The sequence below is a fragment of the Pontibacillus halophilus JSM 076056 = DSM 19796 genome, from assembly GCF_000425205.1.
In the GTDB taxonomy this organism is placed as follows: Bacteria; Bacillota; Bacilli; order Bacillales; family BH030062; genus Pontibacillus_A; species Pontibacillus_A halophilus.
The window spans coordinates 213,034-239,644 of record NZ_AULI01000002.1 but is presented as its reverse complement, the minus strand read 5'-3'; the positions used below and the strand labels follow the sequence as shown (position 1 = coordinate 239,644).

The 26,611-nt window shown below is 41.7% G+C and carries 27 protein-coding genes and 1 other RNA gene; 23 read left to right on the top strand and 5 right to left on the bottom strand.

The window, feature by feature from the left end:
- Window positions 1-48 precede the first annotated feature (48 nt).
- The 5 genes from H513_RS0103620 to nth all read left to right on the top strand — a co-directional run bounded on the left by H513_RS0103620 (window position 49) and on the right by nth (window position 4,455).
- Window positions 49-471 (top strand): cell wall elongation regulator TseB-like domain-containing protein, encoded by a 423-nt coding sequence (locus tag H513_RS0103620; RefSeq protein WP_156111445.1) that lies wholly within the window; start codon window positions 49-51, stop codon window positions 469-471.
- A gap of 5 nt (window positions 472-476) precedes the next feature.
- Window positions 477-1,658, top strand: coding sequence for a pyridoxal phosphate-dependent aminotransferase (locus tag H513_RS0103615; protein ID WP_026799485.1), 1,182 nt, complete (start codon window positions 477-479; stop codon window positions 1,656-1,658).
- Window positions 1,659-1,676: 18 nt separating this feature from the next.
- A complete protein-coding gene (gene asnS, locus H513_RS0103610; protein ID WP_026799484.1) occupies window positions 1,677-2,969 on the top strand; it encodes an asparagine--tRNA ligase in 1,293 nt (430 codons plus the stop codon).
- A 122-nt stretch (window positions 2,970-3,091) separates the two neighbouring features.
- The gene (locus H513_RS0103605) at window positions 3,092-3,778 is read left to right on the top strand and encodes a DnaD domain-containing protein (RefSeq protein ID WP_036769770.1); all 687 of its coding nucleotides are present in this window, start codon (window positions 3,092-3,094) and stop codon (window positions 3,776-3,778) included.
- 14 nt (window positions 3,779-3,792) lie between these two features.
- On the top strand, window positions 3,793-4,455 hold the full coding sequence (gene nth, locus H513_RS0103600; protein WP_026799482.1) for an endonuclease III: 663 nt from the start codon (window positions 3,793-3,795) through the stop codon (window positions 4,453-4,455).
- Between the two features lie 197 nt (window positions 4,456-4,652).
- Here nth and H513_RS0103595 read toward each other — a convergent pair whose 3' ends face one another.
- Both H513_RS0103595 and recU read right to left on the bottom strand, forming a co-directional pair.
- Window positions 4,653-7,289: a penicillin-binding protein 1A gene (locus tag H513_RS0103595; RefSeq protein ID WP_026799481.1), complete on the bottom strand. Its 2,637-nt coding sequence runs from the start codon at window positions 7,287-7,289 to the stop codon at window positions 4,653-4,655.
- Window positions 7,290-7,309: 20 nt separating this feature from the next.
- Complete coding sequence (recU, locus tag H513_RS0103590) at window positions 7,310-7,900, bottom strand: Holliday junction resolvase RecU (protein ID WP_026799480.1); 591 nt, start codon at window positions 7,898-7,900, stop codon at window positions 7,310-7,312.
- Between the two features lie 123 nt (window positions 7,901-8,023).
- On the opposite strand from recU, the gene H513_RS0103585 reads away from it, so the two are divergent.
- The 3 genes from H513_RS0103585 to H513_RS0103570 all read left to right on the top strand — a co-directional run bounded on the left by H513_RS0103585 (window position 8,024) and on the right by H513_RS0103570 (window position 10,028).
- The gene (locus H513_RS0103585) at window positions 8,024-8,974 is read left to right on the top strand and encodes a DUF2515 family protein (protein WP_026799479.1); all 951 of its coding nucleotides are present in this window, start codon (window positions 8,024-8,026) and stop codon (window positions 8,972-8,974) included.
- A gap of 286 nt (window positions 8,975-9,260) precedes the next feature.
- On the top strand, window positions 9,261-9,605 hold the full coding sequence (locus H513_RS0103575; protein ID WP_161625287.1) for a hypothetical protein: 345 nt from the start codon (window positions 9,261-9,263) through the stop codon (window positions 9,603-9,605).
- Window positions 9,606-9,638: 33 nt separating this feature from the next.
- Window positions 9,639-10,028, top strand: a complete 390-nt coding sequence (locus H513_RS0103570; protein ID WP_026799477.1) for a DUF1798 family protein — start codon at window positions 9,639-9,641, stop codon at window positions 10,026-10,028.
- A 33-nt stretch (window positions 10,029-10,061) separates the two neighbouring features.
- Here H513_RS0103570 and H513_RS21465 read toward each other — a convergent pair whose 3' ends face one another.
- Both H513_RS21465 and H513_RS0103560 read right to left on the bottom strand, forming a co-directional pair.
- Window positions 10,062-10,202 carry a hypothetical protein gene (locus H513_RS21465; RefSeq protein ID WP_154655177.1) on the bottom strand — a complete coding sequence of 47 codons (141 nt, stop codon included), beginning with the start codon at window positions 10,200-10,202 and terminating at the stop codon, window positions 10,062-10,064.
- A 149-nt stretch (window positions 10,203-10,351) separates the two neighbouring features.
- Window positions 10,352-13,429: an efflux RND transporter permease subunit gene (locus H513_RS0103560; protein ID WP_026799476.1), complete on the bottom strand. Its 3,078-nt coding sequence runs from the start codon at window positions 13,427-13,429 to the stop codon at window positions 10,352-10,354.
- A 178-nt stretch (window positions 13,430-13,607) separates the two neighbouring features.
- Between H513_RS0103560 and cdd the strand changes: the two genes are divergently transcribed.
- The 13 genes from cdd (at window position 13,608) to H513_RS21455 (ending at window position 23,616) form a co-directional block, all read left to right on the top strand.
- Complete coding sequence (gene cdd / locus H513_RS0103555; RefSeq protein WP_476704237.1) at window positions 13,608-14,024, top strand: cytidine deaminase; 417 nt, start codon at window positions 13,608-13,610, stop codon at window positions 14,022-14,024.
- A gap of 140 nt (window positions 14,025-14,164) precedes the next feature.
- A complete protein-coding gene (locus H513_RS19535) occupies window positions 14,165-14,566 on the top strand; it encodes a CotD family spore coat protein (RefSeq protein ID WP_051239646.1) in 402 nt (133 codons plus the stop codon).
- A gap of 49 nt (window positions 14,567-14,615) precedes the next feature.
- Complete coding sequence (locus H513_RS0103545; protein ID WP_026799474.1) at window positions 14,616-15,182, top strand: SLOG family protein; 567 nt, start codon at window positions 14,616-14,618, stop codon at window positions 15,180-15,182.
- Between the two features lie 74 nt (window positions 15,183-15,256).
- Window positions 15,257-15,607, top strand: a complete 351-nt coding sequence (gene gpsB / locus H513_RS0103540; RefSeq protein WP_026799473.1) for a cell division regulator GpsB — start codon at window positions 15,257-15,259, stop codon at window positions 15,605-15,607.
- Window positions 15,608-15,725: 118 nt separating this feature from the next.
- Window positions 15,726-16,110, top strand: an RNA gene (gene rnpB / locus H513_RS21125) — RNase P RNA component class B.
- Window positions 16,111-16,426: 316 nt separating this feature from the next.
- Entirely contained in the window at window positions 16,427-17,560 is a 1,134-nt protein-coding gene (locus H513_RS0103530) for a THUMP domain-containing class I SAM-dependent RNA methyltransferase (RefSeq protein WP_026799472.1), read from the top strand.
- Between the two features lie 283 nt (window positions 17,561-17,843).
- Window positions 17,844-18,008 (top strand): hypothetical protein, encoded by a 165-nt coding sequence (locus tag H513_RS21460; RefSeq protein ID WP_154655175.1) that lies wholly within the window; start codon window positions 17,844-17,846, stop codon window positions 18,006-18,008.
- 401 nt (window positions 18,009-18,409) lie between these two features.
- Window positions 18,410-18,907, top strand: a complete 498-nt coding sequence (locus H513_RS0103520; protein WP_026799471.1) for a PH domain-containing protein — start codon at window positions 18,410-18,412, stop codon at window positions 18,905-18,907.
- Complete coding sequence (locus tag H513_RS0103515; RefSeq protein ID WP_026799470.1) at window positions 18,907-20,406, top strand: PH domain-containing protein; 1,500 nt, start codon at window positions 18,907-18,909, stop codon at window positions 20,404-20,406. The genes H513_RS0103520 and H513_RS0103515 overlap by 1 nt, the downstream gene beginning before the upstream one ends.
- 231 nt (window positions 20,407-20,637) lie before the next feature.
- A complete protein-coding gene (locus tag H513_RS0103510; RefSeq protein WP_330981680.1) occupies window positions 20,638-20,871 on the top strand; it encodes a PspC domain-containing protein in 234 nt (77 codons plus the stop codon).
- A 156-nt stretch (window positions 20,872-21,027) separates the two neighbouring features.
- On the top strand, window positions 21,028-22,608 hold the full coding sequence (locus H513_RS0103505) for a long-chain-fatty-acid--CoA ligase (RefSeq protein ID WP_026799468.1): 1,581 nt from the start codon (window positions 21,028-21,030) through the stop codon (window positions 22,606-22,608).
- Window positions 22,609-22,919: 311 nt separating this feature from the next.
- Window positions 22,920-23,366 carry an NUDIX hydrolase gene (locus H513_RS0103500; RefSeq protein ID WP_051239644.1) on the top strand — a complete coding sequence of 149 codons (447 nt, stop codon included), beginning with the start codon at window positions 22,920-22,922 and terminating at the stop codon, window positions 23,364-23,366.
- A 73-nt stretch (window positions 23,367-23,439) separates the two neighbouring features.
- A complete protein-coding gene (locus H513_RS21455) occupies window positions 23,440-23,616 on the top strand; it encodes a hypothetical protein (protein ID WP_231572097.1) in 177 nt (58 codons plus the stop codon).
- 130 nt (window positions 23,617-23,746) lie between these two features.
- On the opposite strand, the gene H513_RS0103490 is transcribed toward H513_RS21455, so the two are convergent.
- On the bottom strand, window positions 23,747-24,793 hold the full coding sequence (locus H513_RS0103490; protein WP_026799465.1) for an outer membrane protein assembly factor BamD: 1,047 nt from the start codon (window positions 24,791-24,793) through the stop codon (window positions 23,747-23,749).
- 210 nt (window positions 24,794-25,003) lie between these two features.
- Between H513_RS0103490 and H513_RS0103485 the strand changes: the two genes are divergently transcribed.
- Together H513_RS0103485 and H513_RS0103480 are read left to right on the top strand one after the other, a co-directional pair.
- Window positions 25,004-25,882, top strand: coding sequence for an ABC transporter ATP-binding protein (locus H513_RS0103485; protein ID WP_051239642.1), 879 nt, complete (start codon window positions 25,004-25,006; stop codon window positions 25,880-25,882).
- Window positions 25,866-26,606, top strand: a complete 741-nt coding sequence (locus tag H513_RS0103480; protein ID WP_026799463.1) for an ABC transporter permease — start codon at window positions 25,866-25,868, stop codon at window positions 26,604-26,606. Before H513_RS0103485 ends, H513_RS0103480 begins: the two co-directional genes overlap by 17 nt.
- The last annotated feature ends 5 nt before the right edge of the window (window positions 26,607-26,611 follow it).

Genomic DNA, 26,611 nt, shown 5'->3' with positions numbered 1-26,611 from the left:
CTTGTTCCTGTTGTGCTTTCGTGTTTCATTTGGCTATATCTTGATGTCATGAGTTCTAAAACAGAAACTTATCCTGCTTCTTGGGAAACAGCCATTGAGGAAACAGCGCTTGAAGAAGTCGATACGACGACCCGCTACCACGGAGAGCGTCAATATGATATAGTGACAGGGGTAGAGGCGAATCGTACAGAAGGGATTGCTTTTGTTCCTGTTCCTTTAGAGGATGAGAAACCGAAACCAGTCATCTATTACAAGAAAGATGAAGGCATTTCAGCCAAGCAAATGAAAGAACAATGGGCTGATTCATGTAGCAACTGTGAGTACATTAAGCTTTCACTCGCTATTTATAAGGATACACCACTCTATGAAGTTACATTCAACAATGAGAGCGGTCACTATGTACTGGAGTATTATTCATTTGAGGATGGTTCAGACTATAATGACTATCCTGGATTTACGATGGGGAGGTAGAAGACATGGAATTAGCGAAACGTGTTCAATCATTAACACCTTCAGCAACGCTTGCGATAACGGCGAAAGCCAACGAATTAAAAGCTGCTGGTCATGATGTCATCGGACTTGGGGCAGGGGAGCCTGATTTCAACACACCAGAGCATATCTTGCATGCTGCGAAGAGTGCAATGGATGAAGGGAAGACGAAATATACTCCTTCTTCAGGTATTCCTATGTTGAAGGAAGCCATTGTAAAGAAAATGAAAGAAGACCATGCACTTACATATGCTTCAAACGAAGTCATTGTTACAACTGGGGCAAAGCACGCCCTTTATACACTATTTCAAGTGTTGCTTAATCCAGGAGATGAAGTCATTGTCCCTACGCCGTATTGGGTGAGCTATCCGGAACAAATTAAGCTTGCAGAAGGAAAGCCAGTCTTTGTTAAAGGTGAGGAGAAGAATCAATTTAAACTCACACCTGAACAACTTGAGGCGGCTATTACAGATCACACGAAGGCTATCATTCTTAACTCGCCTTCCAACCCAACTGGAATGGTATATACGAAAGATGAACTTGAAGCCATCGGTGAAATTTGTCTTCGTCAAGGTCTCTTAATTGTATCTGACGAGATCTATGAGCAGCTTATTTATGAAGGAGAAGGCCACGTCTCCATTGCTCAACTTTCGAATGAACTGAAGGAACGAACTATTATTATAAATGGCGTTTCTAAATCACACGCAATGACAGGATGGAGAATTGGGTATGCAGTCGGCGATGCGACCATCATTAAAGCAATGTCGAATTTAGCGTCCCATTCCACCTCAAATCCGACAAGTGTAGCTCAATTTGCGGCGCTTGAAGCCTATACGTCTAGTGAGGACGATTTAGGACCAATGAAAGCAGCCTTTCACGATCGATTGGAGAAATTACACGAATGGATCGCATCGATTCCAGGCGTTTATTGCGAGAAGCCTCAAGGTGCCTTTTATCTATTTCCTAACGTTCAAGAAGCTGTTCAAAGTAATGGCTTCACTACGGTGGATGATTGGGTGAAAGCACTGCTAGAAGAGGAGAAAGTAGCCCTTGTACCTGGTTCAGGGTTCGGGGCACCTGATAATGTACGACTTTCATACGCCACATCTCTCGAGCAACTCGAGGAAGCAGCAAAGCGAATTAAACGTTTTGTTAAGTCACATCAATAGTTTTTGGAGGGAATTTCGTTGAAAACGACTATTTCACAAGTGCACAAGCACGTAGGAGAAGAAGTAACGATTGGCGCCTGGTTGGCAAATAAGCGTTCTAGCGGGAAGATTGCATTCTTACAACTTCGCGACGGAACTGGCTTTATGCAAGGCGTAGTAGTTAAATCAGATGTTGAAGAGGAAATCTTCACTTTATCAAAGAATATTACACAAGAGTCCTCTCTATGGGTGACCGGAACGGTTAAAGAAGATTCCCGTTCTCCGTTTGGGTATGAACTTCAAGTAAGCGGCTTGGAACTGATTCACGAAGCTGTGGATTACCCAATCACACCGAAAGAGCACGGACCTGAATTTCTACTTGACCACCGTCATCTGTGGTTGCGTTCGAAGAAGCAACACGCGGTAATGAAAATTCGTAATGAAATTATCCGTTCTACGTATGAATTCTTCAATGATAGAGGATTTACAAAGATCGATCCTCCAATCTTAACAGGCTCCTCAGCAGAGGGGACAACGGAGCTATTCCATACGAAATACTTTGACGAAGATGCGTATCTATCTCAAAGTGGTCAGCTGTACATGGAAGCGGCTGCGATGGCATTTAATAAAGTCTTCTCATTCGGACCTACTTTCCGTGCTGAGAAATCTAAAACACGTCGCCACTTAATTGAATTCTGGATGATCGAACCTGAAATGGCGTTCGTTGATCATGAAGAAAGCTTAGAATATCAAGAGCAATATGTTTCTCATGTAGTCCAATCTGTTCTTTCGAATTGCAAGCTTGAATTGCATGCACTAGAACGCGATGTATCTAAACTTGAGACTGTGAAAGCTCCATTCCCACGTATTACGTACGATGAAGCTATTACATTCTTGAAAGAACAAGGATTCGATGATATTGAATGGGGAGATGATTTCGGCGCACCTCATGAAACGGCAATTGCAGAAGCGCATGAGAAGCCAGTGTTTATCACTCACTTCCCAGCACATATTAAGGCCTTCTACATGAAGCCAGATCCAAATCGTGAAGAGGTTGTACTAGCCGCTGACTTAATTGCTCCTGAAGGTTATGGAGAAATCATCGGTGGTTCTCAGCGAATTGATGATCTTGAATTAATGAAACAACGCTATGAAGAGCATGAACTTACAGATGACGCGTACAAATGGTATATGGAGCTTCGCGAATACGGAAGTGTGCCACACTCTGGTTTCGGGCTTGGCCTAGAACGAACAGTGGCATGGATTGCCGGAGTAGAACACGTTCGAGAAACCATTCCATTCCCACGTCTATTAAATCGCTTATATCCTTAATGTGTGAAAGCTCCCATGTATTGGGGGCTTTTTCATTCATTTTCACTTGTCTTTAGTCGATTAAGTCATGTTATAATCATTCAGTAATCTAGAACGGAACCGTTTGGGTGGAGGTGAATGCAATGAATACAATCAGTACGTTGATGAAAGACCAAATGAGCTTCCCCAAACAGCTATTTACGAAATATACGATGCTTGATTTAACTGAAGCGGATGTGATGCTGTTGTTGCACATTCATCGGTTTCAAACTCAAGGAATCGACTTCCCTACGCCAACTGAATTGGCTGAGTCGATGACATTTGATGAGCAACAATGCTCTGAAGTGTTAAGGAAACTCATTCAAAAGGGGTATATGTCCATTGAACAGACGCATACGGACAATGGTAGGCTTGTTGAGGTCTATAGTCTAGATGGTTTATGGGAGGCCCTCATGCAAGATGAACCAGCCCCTCAACAAACAACAGAGACAGAAGAAGAACAACCAAATTTGTTCGTCTTGTTTGAGAAAGAGTTTGGTCGTCCGATTAGTCCATTTGAAATTGAAACGATTAATATATGGCTTGATGAAGATAAACAAGAGCCTGCCTTGATTAAAGCGGCATTGCGTGAAGCTGTGCTTATGGGGAAATTGAACTTTAAATACATTGACCGTATTCTAAGAGAGTGGAAGAAAAAGGGGATACGTAGTGTCCAACAGGCGAGGGAAGAAAGCAAATCTTTCCGACAATCACCTGTATCGCAACAAGCGGCAGCCTCGAAAGAAAAACGTGATACGTCGGTGTATTACAACTGGCTTGATGACGCCTAGGGAGAGAAGATGTAATGTTGAACCAATCACAAATCAATGAGGTACTTGGCGAAGTTGAAGTCATGTATCCAGACGCAGATTGTGAGCTTGTCCATGATAACCCATTTGAATTATTAATTGCTGTCGTGCTCTCTGCCCAATGTACGGATGCATTGGTCAATAAAGTTACGCCTGCATTATTTGCTAAATATAAGACACCAGAAGATTACTTGAATGTAGAACTTGATGAGCTACAGCAAGATATACGTTCGATTGGATTGTATCGAAACAAAGCTAAGAATATACAGAAGTTATCTCAAACGCTTGTTGAGGAGTATGACAGTGTCGTTCCGAATACGAAAGCAGAGCTTGAGCAGTTAGCTGGTGTTGGAAGGAAGACGGCAAATGTTGTAGCAGCTGTAGCATTTGGGGAACCAACCATTGCCGTTGATACACACGTTGAGCGTGTTTCGAAACGACTTGGTATTTGCCGGTGGAAGGATAGCGTGCTAGAAGTTGAGAAAACGTTAATGAGGAAAGTTCCAAAAGAGAAATGGAGCCCAACTCATCATCGATTTATTTTCTTTGGACGGTACCATTGCACCGCACGTGCTCCAAAGTGCGATGCTTGTCCGTTGCTGCATTTGTGCAGGGAAGGGCAAAAGCGCATGAGGAAGAAGGAGAAAGAAGCAAAATAGGTTTAAATGATTTACCTTTGCCTTAATAAGAAGCGGCGTCTATAAGGCTTAAAACACCCTCTATAAGGGTGTTTTTTATTTGTTTAAGCTCTCAGTGCTACTAAAGGCATTACGAGGAGTAGCGCACCCTAGGGGAAAACAAAAAAAGAACGCTTGGTTATAACCAAGCGTTCTTACAAAAGGGAGGAGAGAAGACGTTAATCATCGTCTCCTTCTTCATCTCCTTCGCCTTCACCTTCATTGTCTCCATTATTAGGATTTTCTTCAGGTGGTGTGTCCTCTTCTTCAGGAGGGGTTTCGCTGTCCCCATTCCCATTTTGATTGTTGCCCTGGTCATCTCCATTGTTGTTTCCATTCCCAGGGTTATTGTTATCATTATTGTTGTTACCTTCGTTATTTTCATTTTCTTCGTCTTGGTTGTCACCGTCTGATTCGCCGTTTCCTTCCCCTTCATCTTCTTCGTCACCTTCGTCACCTTCTTCACCAAGACCATCTAATGGATCCTCAGGCTCAGTTTCAGCAGGGACTTCAATTGCAACAGAAGCAGGTTCGCTCGTAAGGGACGCGTTCTGGTCTTCGACTGCAATGACTTGGAATGTGTAAGTGCGTCCAGGCTCAAAGTTATTTAGCTGTAGCTGATTATCTTTAGTTGTTGTAATCGTTTGGGCTTCTCCGCCATCAGCAGCCATTCGTACTTTGAAGGAGATGCCTTCAGCGTCTTTATAACTCCAATTTAAATTAATAGCACCTTGTTCTGCATCATACTGACCAGATAGGTTCTGGACTGGGTCAAGGCGGTCAAATTGTTGTGATGTCTTTTTCGGTTCTTCGCCTTTAACAAATAGTTCTGTTGTAATCCGGTCATTTGGCGTGTAGTCACTTGGCAGTTTCGCAGGCCATGTACCAGCTTCAATTTGAACTTCTGCTACTGAGTTAGGCTTTTGGAAATCAGCTGGCTGACTTTGGCTAGCTAGTGTACCCATTAATGACTGGAATACTTGTTTAGGTACAGCCTGGCCGGTTTCGTTAACTGGTGTACGCTTCTTGTAGCCAGACCACACTGAAATGGTGTAATCCGACGTATAACCAGAAAACCATACATCTTTACTGTCGTTCGTTGTACCAGTTTTCCCGGCAACAGGAACACCTGGTAAATTAACTTGTCTCGCCGTTCCTTCACCAATAACGTCTTTAAGCATGTCTGTAACCATGTATGCGGTGTAGTCTGACATCGCAGCTTTTGGTTCAGGTTTAAATTTCGCTTCTTTAGGTCCATCGTAGAGTTCTGGGAATTCTACCTTCGTGACTGAATAAGGTTCGTTGTAAATCCCACCATTACCGAACGCTGAATAGGCACCAGCTAGTTCAAGTGTTGTTACTTCCTTACCACCGCCTATTGCATTTGCCTCATAAATAGGGGAGTTTTCAAACTCGAGACCTAAGTTTGTTGCAAATTTCTCTGCATTGCCTGCTCCGACTTCATTGAATGTTTTCACAGCAGGTACGTTTCGTGACCAAGTCAAGTGGTCGCGAATGGATCGTTGTCCGATATGGCTACGTGTGTAGTTTCGAACTTCGGTGTCTGGAACGGTTTGGTAATAATATTCTTCATCTACAATTTGATGATACGTAGACCATTTCAAGTATTCTACGGCAGGTCCATAAGCCATGATAGGTTTGAACGTTGAACCTGGCTGTCTGGCCTCGTCGATAGCGTAGTTTGTTTGTTTAAACGCCCCAGCATAGTCGACGCCTCCACCAATTGCTCGGATGGCACCGGACTTCGTATCAATTACTGAAAGAGCAGTTTCAAACTCTTCGTCTGGGAAACTAATTCCTGAGCCTGTTGTTAGTAATTCTTCTGCTCGCTGTTGAGCTACAGGGTCAAGTGTCGTGTGAATCGTAAGTCCAGCAGTCTGTACATCCACATCAGGGAACTTCTCTTCAACTTCATCAATGACTTTCTCAACGAACGCTCCGTATCTGTTTTCATCTTCTGGGCGTTCCTGAACAATGAGGTCTTCAATGTTAGCGTTTCTTGCTTCTTCGGCTTCAGCCTCTGAAATCTTGTCATGTTGTACCATTAAGCTTAATACGGTACTCATTCGTTCTTTGGCAAGCTCTGGACTATCGAATGGATTGTAAGCAGATGGACGCTGTGGCAACCCGGCCAACAATGCAGCTTCAGGTAAGGTTAATTCATTTAAGTCAGATTTACCGAAATAAACTTCCGAAGCTTCTTTAATGCCATATGCACCCTCACCATAATAAATCTGATTTAAGTACATGGTTAGTATTTGGTTTTTGGAATATTTCTGTTCCACTTTAATTGCTAAATATTGTTCTTGAACTTTACGTTTTAATTTCTTTTCATCTGATAACAAATAATTCTTTACCACTTGTTGTGTGATGGTACTAGCACCTTGTGAACCGAATCCTTGAGTTACGTTCGCCCAGACGGCTCCTGCTATCCGTTGGAAATCAATTCCAAAGTGGCTTCTAAAGCGAACGTCCTCTGTTGCTAGCACGGCATCTTCCACAAGAGGAGATATGTCTTCGTATTTAATTTCTTCTCGGTTGGCGCCTAATTCAGCGTACACATCCCCGTTTTTGTCGAGTATTTTCGTTGAATAACTACTCATCAGCGACTCTTCATCGATAGGGGGGGCGCTTTGAATCCAAGTGAAGGCGGTAATGCCACCACCAATGACGGCAAGGATACCGATGATAAAGACTGTCATGATTATACGTTTAAATAAAGTGCGATTTCTTGTCTTACTACTGCTTTTCTTCTGATTTCTTCTAGCTGTACGAGATTGGCTATTTTCTGCCATGTCTCATCTTCCTCCATTCTTTAAAGGTGGTAGTCGTCGAGTACGGATAAGTAATCGACTCGTGCATGGTATCGAAAAGGAATTAAGATGCCTTCCTCTTTGAACACCTCATAGGGGATTGATTTTCTTCCACCTTTAGTTTGACGATCCCAAATTGAAAAAAGTTTCTCTGCATGTAGAAAAAACGTTTCTCCAAGGGTTGAGAATCTTACAATCATAAAGCATAAACCATTTTGCTGCATTACCTGTTTCATGTGCTCGATCTGATGCTCATGAATATTGGATAAGGGAAAAGAGGTTTTGTTTTTTGTTTCCTTTGCTTCAAAGTCTACATAGGTTCCTTTATATACGCCATTATAGTCTGTAGTAGAAGCTTGCCTAAAATAGGCCTCTTTTATGACAGCAGCACTACGTTTTGGGTAGTCTACTTTCACAATCTGAACTGGTGTCGGTTTCTTGTGTATGACTGCCTTGCCTGCAGCAAGGTATGCCTCGTTTGTCTGGTTAATATCTTCCTCCAATGACATGCCGCGATTGGAGAATTCGGGCTGAAGAGAGCGGGTTTGTTTGCTTTGATACGCCGCACGCTTCTTACCATTTGGATAATTCATCGTGTCCCTCCCTATGCATGTAAGTATCATATCAAAAAAAGAATTGGCTTGAGAAGAAAAATATTCTTTCGATTCAGAATGAGAAACGACCAAGTTCTTCATGCTAGTAGGGAGGTGATCGTTGTGTTTCAAGAGTGGGCAAGACAGCAAACGCTAGAGAACAACACCGATAATATTTCACGAACGAAAGCTTATTTACGAATTTATGAACAATGTAAAGAGTTAAAGTGGGCCTTATTAGCAAGTATGGTGTCCCGAAATGCAGGTTGGAACATGACTGACTTAGAAACGATGCCGATTCGCACGCTACTTGGAATGAAAGAACGGAACATGCTGTTCAAGACATATGAACGTGCCAACTGGCTAATCTTCAGTGATGCATACCCCCAACTATTGACGTATATGTACTCAAAGAAGACAGGAAAACCTCAATTTCACCATCTTACCTATTTCCATGTTTCTACGTTTATGAAACATGAATGGTTTCATTTCTTCACCCATAAAGACGAGGAGCGGCTTGTGAAGGCACTCATTATTAATGAACAGAATGTGATTCAACAACCGGTTATTGCACACCCTGAATATCGTGAACACGTGTTTCATCGATTGCCCTATCTCTCGCAAGATTTCTTCCACTTAAGTGCAGTGTTGTTTCCCACAATGACAGGTCAACTATATGGCTATTCGGTCAATCACTTCTCTAATGTGACTGAGCGAATTAAGCTTGGGAAGAAACTCGCATCATTGTTGTTTCACCCAGATTACTATCCGAAATTTTATCGTTTCTCAAAGGATGTGGAACCAACAGGTGCAAGGTGGGAATATGAAAAGTATTTTTCGACAAGGATGCCGAAAACACCGATGCTCCGGCTTCTTTACCCCATCTATTCACATCAAGATACAATTCGGAAGGACTGGTATGTTTCAGACCGCTCTGTTAAAAAAAGATGGTGGAAGGACGAGCTGCATTTGCCAGTTGAGGATGTTAGTCACAAATTCTATAGCAAACGACATTTACTTTATGCGTGGGTCCATTTCAAACATGTAGAAAATGAAAAAGACAAGCTGCATTGAGCTTGTCTTTAATCGTTACGTTGCTGGACGGTTTTCGCCTTCAAGTTTAGGGTTCCCGTCACCTTTAAAGTTTTGATTCACTTGTTTTGGCTTTTCTTGCGCGGCTTTGTTTTGTTTTTTCTTACTCATAAGTAATCCCTCCTATAAGCTTAGTGTGCGTGGTTCTTTGGCCTTTCATTCTACACATTTGATGAAAAGTAGGGGTAAACGACTTACTTTGGCGGTTTGGTTCTAGTTTTGTCGGACGTGAAGGAAGTTCATTATTTAAGCAGAAAAAGTATAGTCAATGACGACAATAGGAGGGGTCCAAATGGGGCTTGCGGCAAAGCAAATTGGTGTAACAGCAGAACGTGGAATTTCTAAGAGGGAATTTGAGAAGGCCTGGGTAGAAGTTATGGATCGCGTTCAGTTGGTAGAAGACAAGGTCGCCAAGAAGGCTGATGAAGTAGTGCTCACCATGGTCCTCTCCCATAGACAGGAAATCGATCAGCTTCAAGAAGAGTTGTACAAAATGAACGAGCGACTGAAACAAATCAAAGACGAGCAAAAGATTCACCACAGGTATCAATCAACACCTTCAAGAAAGAAGGGTTCATTTTGGAACGGTTTTTTCGGAAAGCGTAGAAGGTAACCCATCCCTCGTGTTAAAGTAAGAGGGGAAAGGGTGAACGGTTTGGAATCTACAGTACAACAGTTGAGCTTAGAAATGAAAGAACAAGTAGACACATTATATGACCGGTTTTTTTCACAGGAAGGGAAACCTGAGGTAAATGACCGAACATTTTTTACTTACATGAAAGAAGAGACGAATCCAATATTTGATTTGAACAATAGATGGGCTGGGGCAGTAGAGGAATTTCTGGCTGCTTATCCGGGTGGGCCCGTATACCCGCCGCAAATAAAGAATACGAAAGAGAACATGGAGCTTGTTATTCTTCATAGTTACTATATAGATGTACCGAAAAAGCGGTATATGGAATTGTATCAATCGATTCATTATGTTGTGAATCAAGTGCTTGATAAATATGTAGAGGTACAGGGGTCTAATCAATAGACCCCTGTTTTTTTTGTATAAGGAAAACATTGTTTATTCTTTGATGGCTCCGCCTTTTTTCGAATGCATGTTCGACGGCTTTTGTTCCCCGATTTCTGCAAACCGTTTGGCTGTCAGTGGTTTTTCATGTTCATGATCTTGACGTTTAACTTCATATCCTTTGCCTCTGCCCATTCTTTCCACCCCTTTCAAGTTTAGCTTTTGGAAAGTGAGGCCGTTTCATGAACGTTAAATGAAACCAGTTTTCCTGACATGCCGTGGAAAGGAAGAACTCAAAAAAAAACAGACCAAATCTTAAGATTTGGTCTGTTAAACAATGTGATTTAGCTTGATGGTTGCTCCTTTTTGTGTCTGCCCGTTACCTTATAAAGGATTAAATAAAAGGCTGGGAGCAGTAGCAGAGTTAACAATGTTGAGAATGCTAATCCAGCTACAATGGATACGGCTAGAGGTTGGAATAGCTGATCGCCGCTAAAGATAATTGGAACAAGTGCTGCAATGGACGTTAGCGTCGTCAGAACGATTGGACGAATACGCGTTCGTCCAGCTTCCTTAATGGCTTCCTCAACCGCCATAGACTGCTTAAGATTTTGTTCTGTAAACTCGACGAGAATAACAGAGTTCCGTACTACGATTCCTGATAAGGAGACGATGCCAAGAACAGCTAAGAAGCTAAGTGGTTCTTGGAAGACAAATAGTCCGACAATGGCTCCTGTAATGGCAAGGAATACAGTAGCGGTAATAAGGAACGGCATAAGCAGGGAGTTGAACTGTACCGCAATTACTAAGTAAATGAGGAACAAGACAATCAAGAATAGCTTCGATACCTCAATAAAGAATTCTGTTGCTGCATCACTTTGACCACTTTGCGTAAACGCATAATCCTCTGGTAAAGATTCTTCAAAGGCATCGACGGTGTCTGCTGCGTCAGATTGGAAGGTGGAACCTTCTTCTCCATAAGCACGAAGCGTAATCGTGCGCTCCCCATCCACGTGAGGAATTGTACCAACTTGATTTGTTTCTTCAGTTGAAATAAATTCATCAAGTGTATACGTTGTTGGTGGACCTGACTGACTTTGTGCACTTGAGACGACTGTTAACTCGCTCAAATCAAGACCATCTGAATCACCATCATCCACTAATAGGCGCATAGGCAGTTGCTCAGAGCCCGTGTCAATTGTAGATAGTGGGATGCCCGTGTTGGCGATTTGCAACTGACTTGTAACAGACTGAAGCGATATGGAATTCTCAGCCATAAAGTCACGATCTAACGTATACTGAAGAGCTGGTTGTTCGTTATTCATATTTAATGTGACCAAGTTTGATGTTGAAATTCCTTCTAAATCACCCTTTAAATCTCTTGCAATAGAAAGCAATTGATCAAGTTCTGGTCCTTGAATTTGTACTTCCACGGGTGGGCTCGGAGGTGGACCAGAAACGATTGTTTCTAGAAAGATTTCAGCGTCTTTGAACTCGTCACGAAGTTTAGGCTCCCACTCATCAATAAATGAACTGGCGCTCGTTTTGTCTTTGTCAACGCGGACGAGTAATTGTCCTGTATACTCGCCAGTTCGTTCTAATCCAGAACTAAATAAAGCAGGCATTCCATTCCCAGCAAATACAGCTGTTTCTGTAATCTTGTCTGTCTCTTCCTGAATGTACTGTTCCATAGTTTGCAACTGCTCAGTGGTCTTCTCAATAGGAGTTTCCTGAGAATAAGTGACGGATACTGTTACTTCTTGACGATCTGCTTCTGGGAAGAACTCAAATGGAATGCGAGTCGCTAGGAATAATAAAGCTACACATAAGAGTATTCCGCTTACGCCGAAGATAACGGGACGTTTACTTACTTTCGGCAAGACTGAGTCTGCATATCCTGTCTCAAGCTTCTGGAACAATCCTCCTAATAATCCAACTTTACCTTCACTGTTCATTTTCTTATTTCGTTTCTTTCTCCCGTATTGAACCGTTGGGATGAGCGTGAGAGAAAGAATGGTTGATGCGATAATGGTACAAATGAGTGTCATCGGCAAGGCGCGAATGAAATCACCGTTCGTACCAGATAAGAAAGTAAGCGGGAAGAAGCTAAATACAATCATAAGTGTCGATGTAAAGATCGACAAACGTACTTCTTTGACACCTTGTATGACCCCCTGAAGGGCGTTGTCACCAAGTTGATACCTGCGTTGGATATTATCGTTTACAACAATTGCGTCATCGACTAAGATTCCGATTGCGATAATAATTCCAATTATCGAGATTTGATTCAAATCGACGCCTGTGTAAGGTAACGGTATTAAACCAACGAGAACAGAGATTGGAATTGCAATTGCCACGAGTATCGCAGAAGAAACTGGTAAACCTAACAACATGACGACAAGTACGGCTAATAAAGAAAAACCAAATGATGAGAGTAAGTTTGTAAAGACTTCTTCAATAATCGTACTTTGTGTGTAGAATTGTTCGACTGATATGGATTCAGGGAGTTCTGAAGATAACTCATCTACTTTAGTTGTAATCTCATCCTGAAGTGCAGAGATATTCACTCCTTCTTTAGCTAATACCGTTAAAGATAAAGAAGGCTTTTCTTTATAGGTAATGATGTCCTCTTCATCTTTCAATGTGAGGGAGATGCTTCCAATATCTCCAAGACGAACTGACTCACCTTCTCCATTCTTACCAACAGAAAGATCTTCTAATTGTTGCCAATCCGAAGCTTTCTTTATAAGAAGCTGATAGCGTTGATCATTCTGTTCAACTGTTCCAATTGCGCCAGGCTTTAACTCTTGATTGATTGCATCAATCACATTCCCTGGATTTATGGCATTTTCATTCAATTGTTCAAGATCTAGATTGACAAGTAATTCTTCACTTGGTAATCCTTTTACTTGAACATAGTCAACGTCGCCGATGGATTCAAGTTGTTCTTTCCAAAGCTCTACCTCATCCTGAAGGTTATAAAGTTCTTCGTGGTTTTCTGCTTGTAAATGATAGGATGCAACGGCAGAAGCTTGTAGGTCTGTTTCAACGTTTGAATCGTTTGCGTTTTCAGGGAATGTCCTCGACACGTCTGAAACGGCTTGCCGAATCTTCGAATAGGTAGTGTTAGTATCTACACCGCCTTCTAACGTAACTGTTAAAGAAGAAAATCCGGTTGTGGATGCGGATTGATAGGAATCAATCCCGTTAATCCCCTCAATTTCATTCTCTAACGGAGTTGTAATCGATTGTTCTATCTCCTGTGGAGTAGCTCCTGGGTATGATGTAGTGATGGATGCAACATTTACGTTAATCTCTGGTATTTCTCGTTTAGGAAGTTGAAGATATGTAAAGATTCCTGTTAACACGAGTAACGTAATGAACACCCAGACCATCTTTCGATAGCGGATTATCCAGTTCAAGGCATCATGCCTCCTTAATTAAAAGTATTTTACTATATTAAACATAGCTGACGACCGAAGATGGGTCAATTCACAATATGCCCGTTATCAAAAAACATAAAACCTTGATAATCTCAATAAAGTCTTTACAAGAGCGGTATTGTCTCATATACTTATTATCCATTTACCCACGGAAAGGATGTTCTCGATGAATCAAAGTGAACTCATTCAAGAAGCAAAGCGAGCAAGAGAGGTAGCTTATGTACCTTATTCTAAATTCCCAGTAGGTGCAGCCGTTCAAACGAAGTCCGGGAACGTGTACATAGGAAGTAACATTGAGAACGCTGCTTACCCAGTTACTTGTTGCGCCGAACGCGTCGCCATCTTTAAAGCAGTATCTGAAGGGGATACGGAATTTACAAACATTGCTGTTGTGGCAGATACAGACCGTCCTGTCCCACCATGTGGTTCTTGCCGACAAGTCATGAGTGAATTCTTTAAAGCTGATACGCCAATCTATACAACGAATCTTCATGGAGATGTTAAGGAGTTTCGCATGAATGAGTTGCTTCCATTCTCATTTGCACCATCGGATCTTCCTAAAGACAGAGAATAATGTTGAAACCGCCTAGTGTCTTAGGCGGTTTCTTGAGGTTTTAGGCGGGATATTGTCTAAAATAGGTAGCTGTACTAGTACATGTCTCTCTCCTTTTACATAGGTTATTAGTGACCTTAAGATATGAAAGGAGAATGAACATGCACAAGAAACATTGTGGAATGCCGAGTATGGTCAGCCCTGCACAAACCAATGTTTATCCTACAAAACACTGTGTGAATCACAGCTTCTATCAGAAGGAAGTCAACAATGTCTATCCTACACACACAACAAACGTGAATCACTTCAACACAGTGAACAAAGACTACTATCCTCAGACTCAGTCGAATGTAAACCAGTACTCACAGCAAAATATGAACATGGGACCTACAGCGCCTCAGGGCTACAACCCAATGATGGGCATGGGACCTCAAGGGATGGGGAACCAAGTGATGGGTGCGTCAACTGGACCTAATGGAAATGGAATGGGGAACGGCAATATGGTTGCTGGTGCTCAATCCGGTCCAATGGGTATGGGTCATTCATGTGGATGCAAACGATAATTGAACGCGGGCTGGCTACTAGCCGGCTCTACATAGGCGGAGGGGTAGTATGAAAGTCATTACAGTTACAGGGTATAAACCAATGGAGATGGGCATCTTTAAACAAGATGATGAACGGATTGTATTCGTGAAAGAGACACTCCGTCGCCGACTCCTTCCAATGATTGAAGATGGCCTAGAATGGGTGTTAATCTCTGGACAAGCTGGGGTAGAACTTTGGACTGGTGAAGTTATCCTTGATTTGAAGGAAGAAGGCTATGAGATTCAGCTTGGTATTTTCCCACCGTTCCTTAATCAAGAAAGCAGATGGCCAGAACCCCAACAAGAACAATACCTCATGATGATCGAACTGGCAGACTTCTATCAACCTCTATATAACAAAGAGTATGAAGGAGCTTACCAGTTTAAAGCAAAGGACCAATGGTTTCTTGAGAAGAGCGAGGCTATGCTTGTACTCTTCGATGAAGATACGAAAGGAAGTCCTTCATTTATTGTAGAGAAAGCGAAGCATTATGCCGAAACGCACGATTATCCCATCTACATCATCACTCCATTGGATTTACAAGAGACAGTAGAACAGCTCCAAATGGAGAATCCTGACTACTGGGCGGACTAATCGAGAATAAATTGACAGATGGACCACAATCTGAAAAAATAAGAAGAACAAATGCAGGACCTGAGGTGAATGGAATGGGATTAGAACAGATTCAATTATCTGGTAAGGACATCCTTGACAAAGAATTTAAAACAGGTATTCGGGGCTATAATCAAGAAGAGGTCGATCAGTTTCTGGACACGGTCATTCAAGATTATGAAGCCTTCTATCAAGAAATCGATCGATTAAAGCAAGAGGTTACCCGCTTGAAGAAACAAGGGGACTTCGCTCAAACCCAGCAATACTCGTCACGTACGAGAAAGGCGACTTCTGCTTCGCAACCAGCTTCTTCAACTGGAACTGGTGGCCAAGCAAACTATGACATCTTAAAGCGATTGTCTAACTTAGAAAAGGCGGTATTTGGTAAGAAATACGCAGATGAGTAGGTCTTCCATCTATTGCCTTTGGTTAGCGTGGTCAAGTATGTTAGAGTAGGTTGTAGAGATTGAGACAAGGTATTGACTTATTTCTTTAAATAATGTATGATATTAAAGCTGTCGATGAATGCTTGGGTAATCGCTTTGTGCGTTTCGCACAGAGAGGAAAGTCCATGCTCGCACAGACTGAGACGTCTGTAGTGTTCGTGCTTGACGAAACCATAAGTCAGGGGAGCATGTTACATGCTTACGGCAAGGAAAATGCCTAAGTCCTCTTTAGGATAAGGCATGACTACTTTGAAAGTGCCACAGTGACGAAGTTCAATCGGAAACGATTGAAGTGGAACGAGGTAAACCCCACGAGCGAGCAACCCAAAATTAGGTAGGGGCACTTCCCTGAGGGAACTGAACTGAAGGGGAAGACAAGCAATGCTTGTAGATAGATGATTACCACCGGAGTACGAGGTTGACCGCCGTTTGCAGTACAAAGGTACAGAACATGGCTTACAAAGCATTCATCGGGTCATTATGATGTTTATAACCCCTTTCTAAAGCGCATGCTTAGAAAGGGTTTTTATTTTTCTAGGCCTTATGAAGTTATTGAATCTAGTATAACTTTAAGATGCTTAATTGATCTTGGTGATGGGCGATCCAACCAACTCATCAGACCTTGCCCACATTTAATCAGCATGTTCACAAGGTCTATACGTTACATATACAGATGAAATTTGAATCTTGAACGTCAATTTTGTACGATTTAGTACAGGTAGGAATTCTGAATTTCCATATTGCCGTTTCCCAATTAAGAAGGAGTAAGGAGTGCTCAGGATGCTAAGAAACGTAACACTAGTAGCAACAACTGCAATGGGACTTGAATCTGTCGTTGCAAACGAAGTCAGACAACTCGGATATGAAGACTTAACCGTAGAAAATGGGCGTGTTCAATTCCAAGCACCACTTAGTGCGATCCCCCGTACGAATATGTGGCTAAGAACCGCTGACCGTGTCAAGCTGCTTATTGGGGAATTTGAAGCGAAAACGTTCGACGAATTATTTGAAGGAACAAAGGCTTTACCATGGGAGGATTACATTCCTGAGGATGGTTCCATCCCTGTTATAGGGAAGTCTGTGAAATCAACGCTTTATTCTGTTCCAGACTGTCAATCCATTACGAAGAAGGCCATCGTAGACCGGATGAAACTAAAGTATGGATTAGCTCATAACCTTGAAGAATCTGGCCCAACGCATCGTGTTGAAGTAGCCATTCATAAAGACGTTGTTCGTCTGACGCTTGATACAAGTGGGAGCGGCCTTCACAAGCGTGGTTACCGAACTGGACAAGGGGAGGCGCCGATTAAAGAGACCCTTGCAGCTGCGCTTGTTCAATTGACAAACTGGAAGCCTGACCAGCCATTTGTTGACCCGTTCTGTGGATCTGGTACCATCCCAATTGAAGCTGCCTTGATTGGTCAGAACATTGCACCTGGATTCAACCGTGAGTTCGCTTCCGAAGCGTGGGATATTATTCCTTATAACCTATGGGAAGATGCAATTCAAGAAGCTGAGGATAAGGCAAATTATGACCAGCCACTTGATATAACAGGCTCAGACGTTGACCATCGACTTATTCAAATCGCGAAGGACAACGCACTAGAAGCTGGTCTTGGAGATTTAATCACTTGGAAGCAAATGCGTGCTGAAGACTTAAACCCTAAACGCCATAATGGTTATATCGTAGGAAACCCACCTTATGGAGAACGTATGGGGGATAAGGAAGCAGTTGAGCAAATGTATCGTGATTTCGGACAAATCATGAGAGACCATCCTTCTTGGAGTGTCTACGTCATTACATCTAACGATAAATTTGAGAAACTCTATGGCCAAGAAGCATCAAAACGTAGGAAGTTGTTTAACGGATTTATCGAAACGGCTTACTATCAATACTTTGGAAAACACGTTTAATACGACCCGGACTTCTGCAAGGCAGAGGCTCCGGGTTTTTTTGCAAATAGAAGGGTTTCTACTAATAAAGTTGAACGGATTGTTATAATGTGTAAAAGGTGTTTAGTTAGAGGGTGAATCAATCTTATACTAAAACGATAACTGTTAGACGGTGTATGAAAGTAATGAAAACAGTTTCAATACCCTCACCCAAATGAACTAGGTGCAAGTTGTAAGGATGAAATTGGTGATTTAGATTGGGAAGAAGAGCTACATAATTGTGTCAGAATAAGGTGGTGGAACCATGGCAGAAGAACTTATTTATGTCCTTACGGAAAAGGAAAAGCAAGAACTCTCTTCTCTGACAGAAGAGTTAGTCTATTCCCCAAATCATAAGGAAACAAAACACATAGCTAGTCAAATTCGTCGAATCTTGGATCATGCGGAGAAAAGGTTGTCAGAGGTATAGGTAGGGGAAAGAAGCGGTATAGAAATGCTACTGCACTTGTATGCTCCTAACAAACCGTTTAAGGGATTATCCTTAAGCGGTTTGTTGCGTTCAGGGTAACGTATTTCGTACAAAGAAGTCCTTATATTAGGGAGTTAGATAGTTGCGAGTTGAGTACAACAATTGACGCAACAATAGCGCATCATAACTTATGCCCATAGGGTGAACCAGGTGTCTCCATTACGGGCAATTAACTTTAATTTGTTTATGAAACTAATATATACTTAGTAGCAACTCCGAACAAAGAACAAAAAAGTGCGTTAACAAATCACAAACACATTTTAAACCGTTCTTGTACGTTTGTGTAAAGAATGGAATAATTAGAATGCACATCGAATGTTAGAAAGGAAGGGGTGTTATAGATGGGATTAGAGATTCAGTTCCCAACAAATCGCCTGTCTAAGGATGCCGTTAAAGTATGGGTAATTGGGGAGGTACTATCGAATGCCTTGGTTGCTCTTGTGTTAGGCGTATTGTTCTATTTAAACCATCGGTTCCAGTGGTGGGGGTGGGTCTTCCCGGTCTTAGTTCTATTAGCCGGTCTACTCGTTGTATTTGCTGTCTGGGGGATTGCTATAGAACCGTATTTAAAGTATAAGCACTGGCGATACGAAGTTGATGAGGAGTATTTACAGTTAAAGCATGGAGCGCTTAAAGAAGTTCATGAACTCGTTCCAATGACTAAGATTCAAGCAGTCGGTACAAATCAAGGTCCACTACTAAGGAGGTATAAGCTTTCATCGATCTCAATAGAGACGATGGGGTCTTCGCATACAATCCCTGCACTACCAGATGAAATCGCGAAAGACCTTCGAAATCAAATTGCGCACTATGCGAAGGTTAGAGAGGTGGAAGCGTAATGGAGGCGAAGCGTTATCATCCTCTCTCAATTCTTCAAGATACGATTTTCTTTATCCGAAATTCGTTTTTTGTTATTTTAATCTTGTTCGTGTTTCAAAGTGGAAGTGATCGAACTTGGGTAATCTATGGAAGGTACATCTTCTTTGTGGTTGCCATCGGAATCATAGTTGCGTTTTTCATTTCTTGGCTTACATATAAGTATCGGTTGGATGAAACGTCTTTTCACTTGTACAAAGGAGTTTTCAACCGTACCAAACAAACCATCCCGTTTTCCAAAATACAAAATATTAGCCGAAAACGTTCCTTGTTTCACCGCATTTTTGGAGTGACGTCCATTCATTTTGAAACGGCCATATCAGGAGATGATCATTCTGTTGTCTTTCAAGTTATTTCACAAGCGGAGGCAGATCGACTTCAATCCATTGTAGAGAACTATGAAGAAGAACCTGAATATCCCGTTGAGAAAGAAGAAATTCATGAGGGTCAAGAGGAGCAGCAGGTGGACGAAGGCGCTTCGCACAGAGTCGTTCATTTCACACCTACAACCTTTGATTTGTTGAAAGCTTCCTTTACCTCATTAAGCTTTCTGTTGCTGATTCCTGTAATCTTTACGTTGTACTCAAATGTGGGGGATTTATTTGAGGTAGAAGAGAGGGCTGAAGGCTTTATATCAAGTCTGATGTCATCGTGGGTGTTTATCTTGTTTGCTGCTATTGCGTTCATCGTTCTATCGATCGTATTTGGTATCGTTCGGACCTTTATCACGTATGGGAAGTATGAAATCTCGTCTGATGAGGAACGCATTTATATTCGTAAAGGTGTAATTGAAGAGTCCTCTTTCTCTATTACTAAAGAAAAAGTCCAAGCTGTAGAAATTACTCAAACGTTGTTAAAACGCATACTTGGATTGGCTGAAGTTAGGTTGACCAATGCAGGCTCGAGCCGAACTTCAGAGAAAGAGGTCAATTCCCTTTACCCATTCCTACCCGTCAAGCGTGCTTATTCAATGGTATCAGAATTATTGCCTACTTATGAAATCGTAGAAGATATGGAGAATTTGCCTCGTAAGTCCTTGTGGGTACGCTTGTTAACTCCTAGTCTTCTTTGGATCATCGGTAGCGTCGTGTTTTATTTCGTATCCCCACTTTATTTAAATGGGATCATTCCATGGTGGGCAGCTTCGGTCGTTCTCTTACTTGTTATCTTGCTTTTCCGTTATTTGGATTATGTGAATACAAGGTATTTTCTCAATGGTCCATTTATCCAATTTAAGAGCGGAAGTTTCAATACGTCGTTATTCATCTCAAAGCGAGAGAAGCTCATTGAATTCTCATTGACACGCGGGTTGCTTCAGCGTAAATTTGGCCTTGTCTCAATAGGTACGGTCAACCGTTCAAAGCCTCCGTATCATAACGGGATCAAGGATATCCCTGAGGGGCTTGGAACAACTTTGTATCACTGGTATCGTGACCGAAGTGAAGATATTGAAATTAAATAATGAAATTCCTTTCTTTCTATTCAATCGTGATTCTAGTTTGTGGGAAGAAAGGATAAAGACTATTGCTAAGCTAGGGTACCTCTATTGGTGCCCTAGCTTTTTTCCTTTCATATGTTTTGAATAAATCATGGAAGATTTTTTAGGGCATCTAATCTTGTTATATATTTTATTGTATTAAAGGGAATTTCATGAAAGCCTCGAATACGATTAAAGCTGGGTGGGTGTAAACAAGTGGGTGAGGTTAAGGTCAATGGATATCCTTCAAATGAAAGAGAGGTTGTGTTGAACAATAAATTAAATAAATCTTCAAGAGACAAGGTTTTTCAAGACGTTTGTGGAGGAATTGCTGAATTCTTTGGAATTTCGCCTCTTGCGGTTAGACTTATCTTCATTGTTTTACCAGCGAACGTTGTCATCTACTTACTTCTTAGTTACACAATGGTTGATATCGGGCCATCCCTTTGAGCGCATGCTGGGATTTACATAAAGAGAATACAGAACTTTATAATTCCTATATATTCCATGTTACAATTGGTAGAACAACTAAGCGGAATCTGTGAATGGTGAGATTAAGAGTGATTGTATGAACAATAATGTAAGCGGTTAAAAGGAGCGGATGTTATGTATGTACCATTGTTGGTGTCGGATTTTTTGGAACGAGCAGTTAAGCTTTATGGGGATAAACCTGCGATACTCGATGATACGTGTATTCGTACCTACTCAGAAGTTGGAGAACGGGCGAACCAACTATCAAATGGACTAGCTTCCTTAGGTGTAACGAAAGGGGACAAAGTGGCTTACTTAGCCCCGAATACTCCAGAAATGTTAGAGGGCTTCTACGGAGTCGCTCAAATTGGTGCTGTGATGACGCCGTTGAACACGAGGCTGAAGCCATTCGACTATCAGTTTATATTGGAACATAGTGAGAGTAAGGTGTTGTTCGTCGACTATACACTCCTTAGACAAGTGGAGGAAATCCTTCCTCATTTACCTGATCTCCAACATGTCATTGTTCATGGTGAGCGAGAAGTTGGCTATGAACCTTATGAAGAATGGCTTCAGCAATTTCCAAGAGAATGTATGATGGAGCCTGAGCTAGATGAGCAAGACATTGCTTCTTTGTTGTACACAAGTGGTACGACTGGTGATCCTAAAGGTGTTCTCCTATCTCATCGTTCCAATTACCTACATGCTCTCTCTGCGATGCACCACTTGCGCGTTTCCGACCAAGATGTGCTGCTTCACGTGCTACCCATGTTTCACGTAAATGGATGGGGGTCCCCCTATTATTATACGGCGAACGGAGCCTCCCAAGTCATGTTGCGTCAGACAGACCCTGATCTTATATTAGACAAGATTGAGCAGTATGGTGTAACCGTCGTTCATATGGCACCAACTGTTCTGAACATGGTATTAGAAGCGTTCGAAAGAAAGGAACGTACCATTACACAGCAGGTTCGGGTCGTTATCGCTGGTTCTGCACCTCCGCCGGCATTTGTACGAAGGGTAGAAGAGGAACTAGGATGGACGTTCATTCAAGTGTATGGAATGACGGAAATTTCGCCTCTCATTACGATATCTGAGCCTCGTTCTGTTGACATACTGAAATCAAACGAAGAGAGGTATGTACTTAAAGCAAAGACAGGCTATGACCTTATTGGAACGAGAGTGAAAGTAGTGGATGAACTAGGAGAAGAAGTTCCATGTGATGGGAATACAGTAGGAGAGATCATCACTCGTACGAATCACGTCATGGAGGGGTACTATAAGAACAAAGAAGCGACACAATCTACGATTCAACACGGGTGGCTCCATACGGGAGACATGGCTACGGTAGATGAGAAAGGGTACATCGAGATTGTAGATCGGAAGAAAGATGTCATTATTAGCGGAGGGGAGAATATCTCATCTATTGAAGTAGAAGGTGTTCTCTATGACCATCCTGCAATACTAGAGGCAGCTGTTATTGCGGTCCCTCATGAAAAGTGGGGAGAAAGCCCTCATGCTGTTATCGTACTTCGAAGCGGAGAAGCTCTAACTGAAATGGAACTGATCACCTTTTGTCGCGAGCGGTTAGCTCACTTCAAAGTTCCAAAAGGGATTACGTTCATGAATGAACTCCCTAAAACCGCCTCAGGAAAAATACAAAAAGTCCTCCTTCGTAAATCTTTCTGGCAAGATCACGAGCGACATGTGAATTAACGACATTGTCCTAATCCATACAACCTTAGATAAGAGATTAGGAAAACTTAAACTATGTGTTTTCCGCTATTCAATTCCACAATGAATCACTCAGTTACAGAGGATGGGCTTTTATAGTCACATCCTCTTTCTTTTCAAGAAGTGAGTGAGTTGATATCCTTAATATGGAAATGACGCTTCTTACTAGATACAGAGTAAGATAGAACGTGCAGTTTCTTTATTTGTGATAGGCTATCTTAGATACATGTCAAACTTCTCTTAGATTCGTTGTACGTATTTATAGCATAGAGGCTATTAAGGAGATGGGTTACATGGATATGGAGCACTCGGTCGTAACACTAGTAAAGGACGAAGAGAACTTTATTCTTATCAAGCAATGGCGTAACGTTGTACAAGACACAGTGATTTCTTTACCTGGTGGAGGAGTTGAAGAAGGCGAGTGTCTTGAGCACGCTGCAAGAAGGGAAGTTCGAGAGGAAATTGGGTATGTTTGTGGTAATCTCAAATCCCTAGGCTCTTTCTATCCATCACCTTGGGAGTCCAATGAGTGTACACATGTATACTTTACAGATGATATTGTGAGTCGTCATACACCCGAACTTGAAGAGGGAGAAGAGATTGAAGTGTATCCAGTATTAGTCGATTCCATTCTAGAGCAGATTAAAGAAGGTCGGTTGACGGACGGCGAACTGTGTTTTGCAGTATTTCACGCATTATTAAACCGGGAGCAGTTAGGGATATCGTTACAATTGAAATAAGTATGAGGAAAGGACATGTATAAATTCGTGTTGGTTAATTAGCGGTAAATGAGTTCGGAGAGAGGTGAAACTTGTGGAAGTTCTTTATGTTTTAGCCATTGTTCTAATTCCAACATTTATTATTCGATGGATTAGGCTGAATGCTCACTATGCTAAAGTACAAGTACAGCAGAATGAAAAAATACTTCACATTCTTGAAGACTTACAACGAGATATTAAAACGATGAACGACCAGATGAAAGAAGAATAACCCTTTGTACATAAGTGTTATGGAATATTATGTGAAGGCGAAATTAGAGAAGCAGTCCTTGTTCACACTGAACAAGGACTGTGGTAGTTCAAGTCTATAATAAGGGATACGTTTCTTGAAACGTGGTTCACTACAGATTAGGGTCAAAATTGTTTGCGATGTGGGTTGTAACTGGATCGTATTGGTCTGAAGCACTGCTCGGATAAGTTATGATGAATGTTACATAGTGAGACGGCCCTAGATAGAACTTTTCGTACGTTACAACTCCTTTTTGTACATAGGATAACACAAACCAATTGTCCTTTTGGCGTTCATAGGCAATGTCCGCAATCTCTTGTCTTTCTTGTTCATAATAGTCGTGTATGGCCATGGCATCATCTACCCTATAAGCTCCGTATGCTACAAGTTCAAAGTCTCCGTTTGACCACGTACTTCCGTCCCCATTCGTAGGGGGAGAAGACATCGTTAACGAAGATGGGTAAGAGAAGGAGTATCCGAAACGTTCATTATGATAGTGTAAGTAGTCCGGTGCCTTTGTGTTCTGTGCTTTCTTTTCCTTTTCCTTTTCTTTTTCTTTTTCTTTTCTAGCGTCGCTTTCCTTCTCAGGGTATTCCTCCGTGTCCTTACTTTCTACATACAATGAATCCAGGCTTGAGATTAACGAGCGTAATTCATCAATCTCTTCTTCATACCGATTAAGCTCTTGCTGCTGTCTATCTAACGCAGTGAGCGTCTCAATTCTATCCTTGGCTAAAGCCGCATTTCCAGTTTCCAGGATGGCGCGAATGTCTTTTATTTCATCCTTTACTTCTTCCTGGAGCTCTTGTTCTTCTTCGATAGAGTCTCGTAAACGAGAGGCTTCATTATGTAGGGTCTGCAACCCATTAGGTACTGAAATGACCTCATCTAGTGAAGAGAGTGCCGCGATATATTGATCGCTCGCATGATATTGTAATGCTTTGTTCATCTCATTTGCCTGCGTGTAATAAGCACTTGCCTCTGTGCTCTTAGGTTTCTCGCGTTGTGCTTGTTCAAAATGCACAGATGCTTTGTGATAGTTCTCGTCCGCCAAGTGTGAGATTCCTTGTTGCATCGCTTGATCATAACTAGGGTTGGAACAAGCCGAAACGAATAACGCGATAAGAACAAGAATCATTATGATTTTAAATTTATTCAATTACGTTCATCTCTTTCTTTTAGTATTCTGATGTTAGTTTACCAGAATTTCCAATAAGAGCGAGACAAAGATAGAAGATTTACAAAGAAGCCTTGAGAAACAATCACTGAATAAAGTGACAAATGTCATCTATTATTGTGACAATCGTTTCTAAAAATATTCCCATCATCTGGTTATGATGAATGTATCAAAGCGAAAGTGGTGGTGGAAATGTTGAATGTAACAGGGATAGGTAAATCGTTTGGAAAGAAAGAGGCTCTAAAACGGGTGAGTTTTCACTTGAATAAGGGGGAGACTGTACTATTACTTGGGAAGAACGGTGCTGGTAAGACAACACTCATGCAAATCTTGCTCGACCATTACAAACCTGATACGGGGAAGGTTGAATGGGAATTACACCATCGAAATCATCATGTAGGCGCTGTCTTTCAGGAAGCTTCAGTCATGGACCGTGTAACAGTTAAGGAGTTAATCTCCTATACTCAAAGTCTCCATATTAACCCTCACTCATTAGAAGACATCTTACATGGCAGTAACCTTCATGACTTACAAAGTGTTCGAACAGAGAAGTTAAGTATCGGACAGAAGAGACAACTACTCTTTGCGTTATCTCTTGTTGGCCGTCCTGAGCTGCTTATTCTTGATGAACCTACTGCGGGAATGGATGTGCTCGCTAGAAAAACATTCTATGAAAGAATTCGTGAGTTAAAGAAACAAGGAATTACAATCATCATGACCACACATTTATTAGAGGAAGCGACGAAGCTTGGAGAACGTGTCCTGTTGCTTGATGAAGGTGTACTTCTTGAGGATCGAAGTGTAGCTTCTATTACACAACAATGTAAACGCGTTTCCTTTACTCTTTCATATAGCAGTGAAGAACTTCAACGAAAATTAGAAGGAAAAGGCGTGGTATTCGTACACAATAAAGAGTTTACGTATGAGACTGCACAAGTCGAAGCATTCATGGAATGGATGGTTCACGAACGTATTCCTTTTACGAACTTGACCATTGAACAGCAAACTGTCGATCAATACTTCGAACAAATGGTACAAGAAGGAGGAGAAGCACATGCAGGCCTTGTATAACACAAGTATACTTGAACTAAAGCGAATGTTTCGTAATTCCTATTTTGTATTCTTTTCCCTACTGTTACCATTTTTGTTCTATGTACTCTTTACAGCAATGTACGGAGACGATTTGAGTATTGCTGGGACAAAATGGGAAGCGTATTTTCTCGTATCGATGACTTGTTTTGGTCTTATTAGTGCATCTGTTCAGTCTTTTGGAATTCAACTCGTCTATGATCGTCAACAACCATGGTTGAATTGGTTATTCACGCATCCAATTAAACGGTTTAGCTATTTTATGGGCAGGATTCTCTCTCAACTTTGCTTGAATGGATTGATGGTCCTGTTGTTATTTACGGTCATTGGGGTATGGAAGGGAATTGAACTCTCATTTTGGACTTGGATACTTGTAGGTGGCTGGGTGTGGTTAGGGGCATTGCCATTCTTGGCACTAGGTGTATGGGTCTCCACTATGACCAAAGTCGAAACTGCCTCAGGAGTCGCAAATATAGTAGCACTTGGATTGGCTATTCTAGGTGGACTTTGGACACCTGTAGAGAACATGCCGGGGATTCTACAAACAATTACTGAATGGTCACCAGCATACTTATATGCGAACGGAGCTTGGAGTTTATTAAGTGGGGAGGGCATGTCCATTTATCAGCACCTTATCTATTTTCTGTATTTTCTATTATTTATGATTGGTGCCATGATTACCCATCATCAATTAAGGAGGGAGTGAGGCAA

Excerpts from the sequence above, each read along its gene's own strand:
- H513_RS0103620 (WP_156111445.1), top strand. The coding sequence starts at position 49 with ATGAGTTCTAAAACAGAAACTTATCCTGCTTCTTGGGAAACAGCCATT.
- H513_RS0103615 (WP_026799485.1), top strand. The coding sequence starts at position 477 with ATGGAATTAGCGAAACGTGTTCAATCATTAACACCTTCAGCAACGCTT.
- H513_RS0103605 (WP_036769770.1), top strand. The coding sequence starts at position 3,092 with ATGAATACAATCAGTACGTTGATGAAAGACCAAATGAGCTTCCCCAAA.
- nth (WP_026799482.1), top strand. The coding sequence starts at position 3,793 with ATGTTGAACCAATCACAAATCAATGAGGTACTTGGCGAAGTTGAAGTC.
- H513_RS0103595 (WP_026799481.1), bottom strand. The coding sequence starts at position 7,289 with ATGGCAGAAAATAGCCAATCTCGTACAGCTAGAAGAAATCAGAAGAAA.
- recU (WP_026799480.1), bottom strand. The coding sequence starts at position 7,900 with ATGAATTATCCAAATGGTAAGAAGCGTGCGGCGTATCAAAGCAAACAA.
- H513_RS0103575 (WP_161625287.1), top strand. The coding sequence starts at position 9,261 with ATGACGACAATAGGAGGGGTCCAAATGGGGCTTGCGGCAAAGCAAATT.
- H513_RS21465 (WP_154655177.1), bottom strand. The coding sequence starts at position 10,202 with ATGGGCAGAGGCAAAGGATATGAAGTTAAACGTCAAGATCATGAACAT.
- cdd (WP_476704237.1), top strand. The coding sequence starts at position 13,608 with ATGTTCTCGATGAATCAAAGTGAACTCATTCAAGAAGCAAAGCGAGCA.
- H513_RS19535 (WP_051239646.1), top strand. The coding sequence starts at position 14,165 with ATGCACAAGAAACATTGTGGAATGCCGAGTATGGTCAGCCCTGCACAA.
- H513_RS0103545 (WP_026799474.1), top strand. The coding sequence starts at position 14,616 with ATGAAAGTCATTACAGTTACAGGGTATAAACCAATGGAGATGGGCATC.
- gpsB (WP_026799473.1), top strand. The coding sequence starts at position 15,257 with ATGGGATTAGAACAGATTCAATTATCTGGTAAGGACATCCTTGACAAA.
- H513_RS0103530 (WP_026799472.1), top strand. The coding sequence starts at position 16,427 with ATGCTAAGAAACGTAACACTAGTAGCAACAACTGCAATGGGACTTGAA.
- H513_RS21460 (WP_154655175.1), top strand. The coding sequence starts at position 17,844 with ATGGCAGAAGAACTTATTTATGTCCTTACGGAAAAGGAAAAGCAAGAA.
- H513_RS0103520 (WP_026799471.1), top strand. The coding sequence starts at position 18,410 with ATGGGATTAGAGATTCAGTTCCCAACAAATCGCCTGTCTAAGGATGCC.
- H513_RS0103515 (WP_026799470.1), top strand. The coding sequence starts at position 18,907 with ATGGAGGCGAAGCGTTATCATCCTCTCTCAATTCTTCAAGATACGATT.
- H513_RS0103505 (WP_026799468.1), top strand. The coding sequence starts at position 21,028 with ATGTATGTACCATTGTTGGTGTCGGATTTTTTGGAACGAGCAGTTAAG.
- H513_RS0103500 (WP_051239644.1), top strand. The coding sequence starts at position 22,920 with ATGGATATGGAGCACTCGGTCGTAACACTAGTAAAGGACGAAGAGAAC.
- H513_RS0103485 (WP_051239642.1), top strand. The coding sequence starts at position 25,004 with ATGTTGAATGTAACAGGGATAGGTAAATCGTTTGGAAAGAAAGAGGCT.
- H513_RS0103480 (WP_026799463.1), top strand. The coding sequence starts at position 25,866 with ATGCAGGCCTTGTATAACACAAGTATACTTGAACTAAAGCGAATGTTT.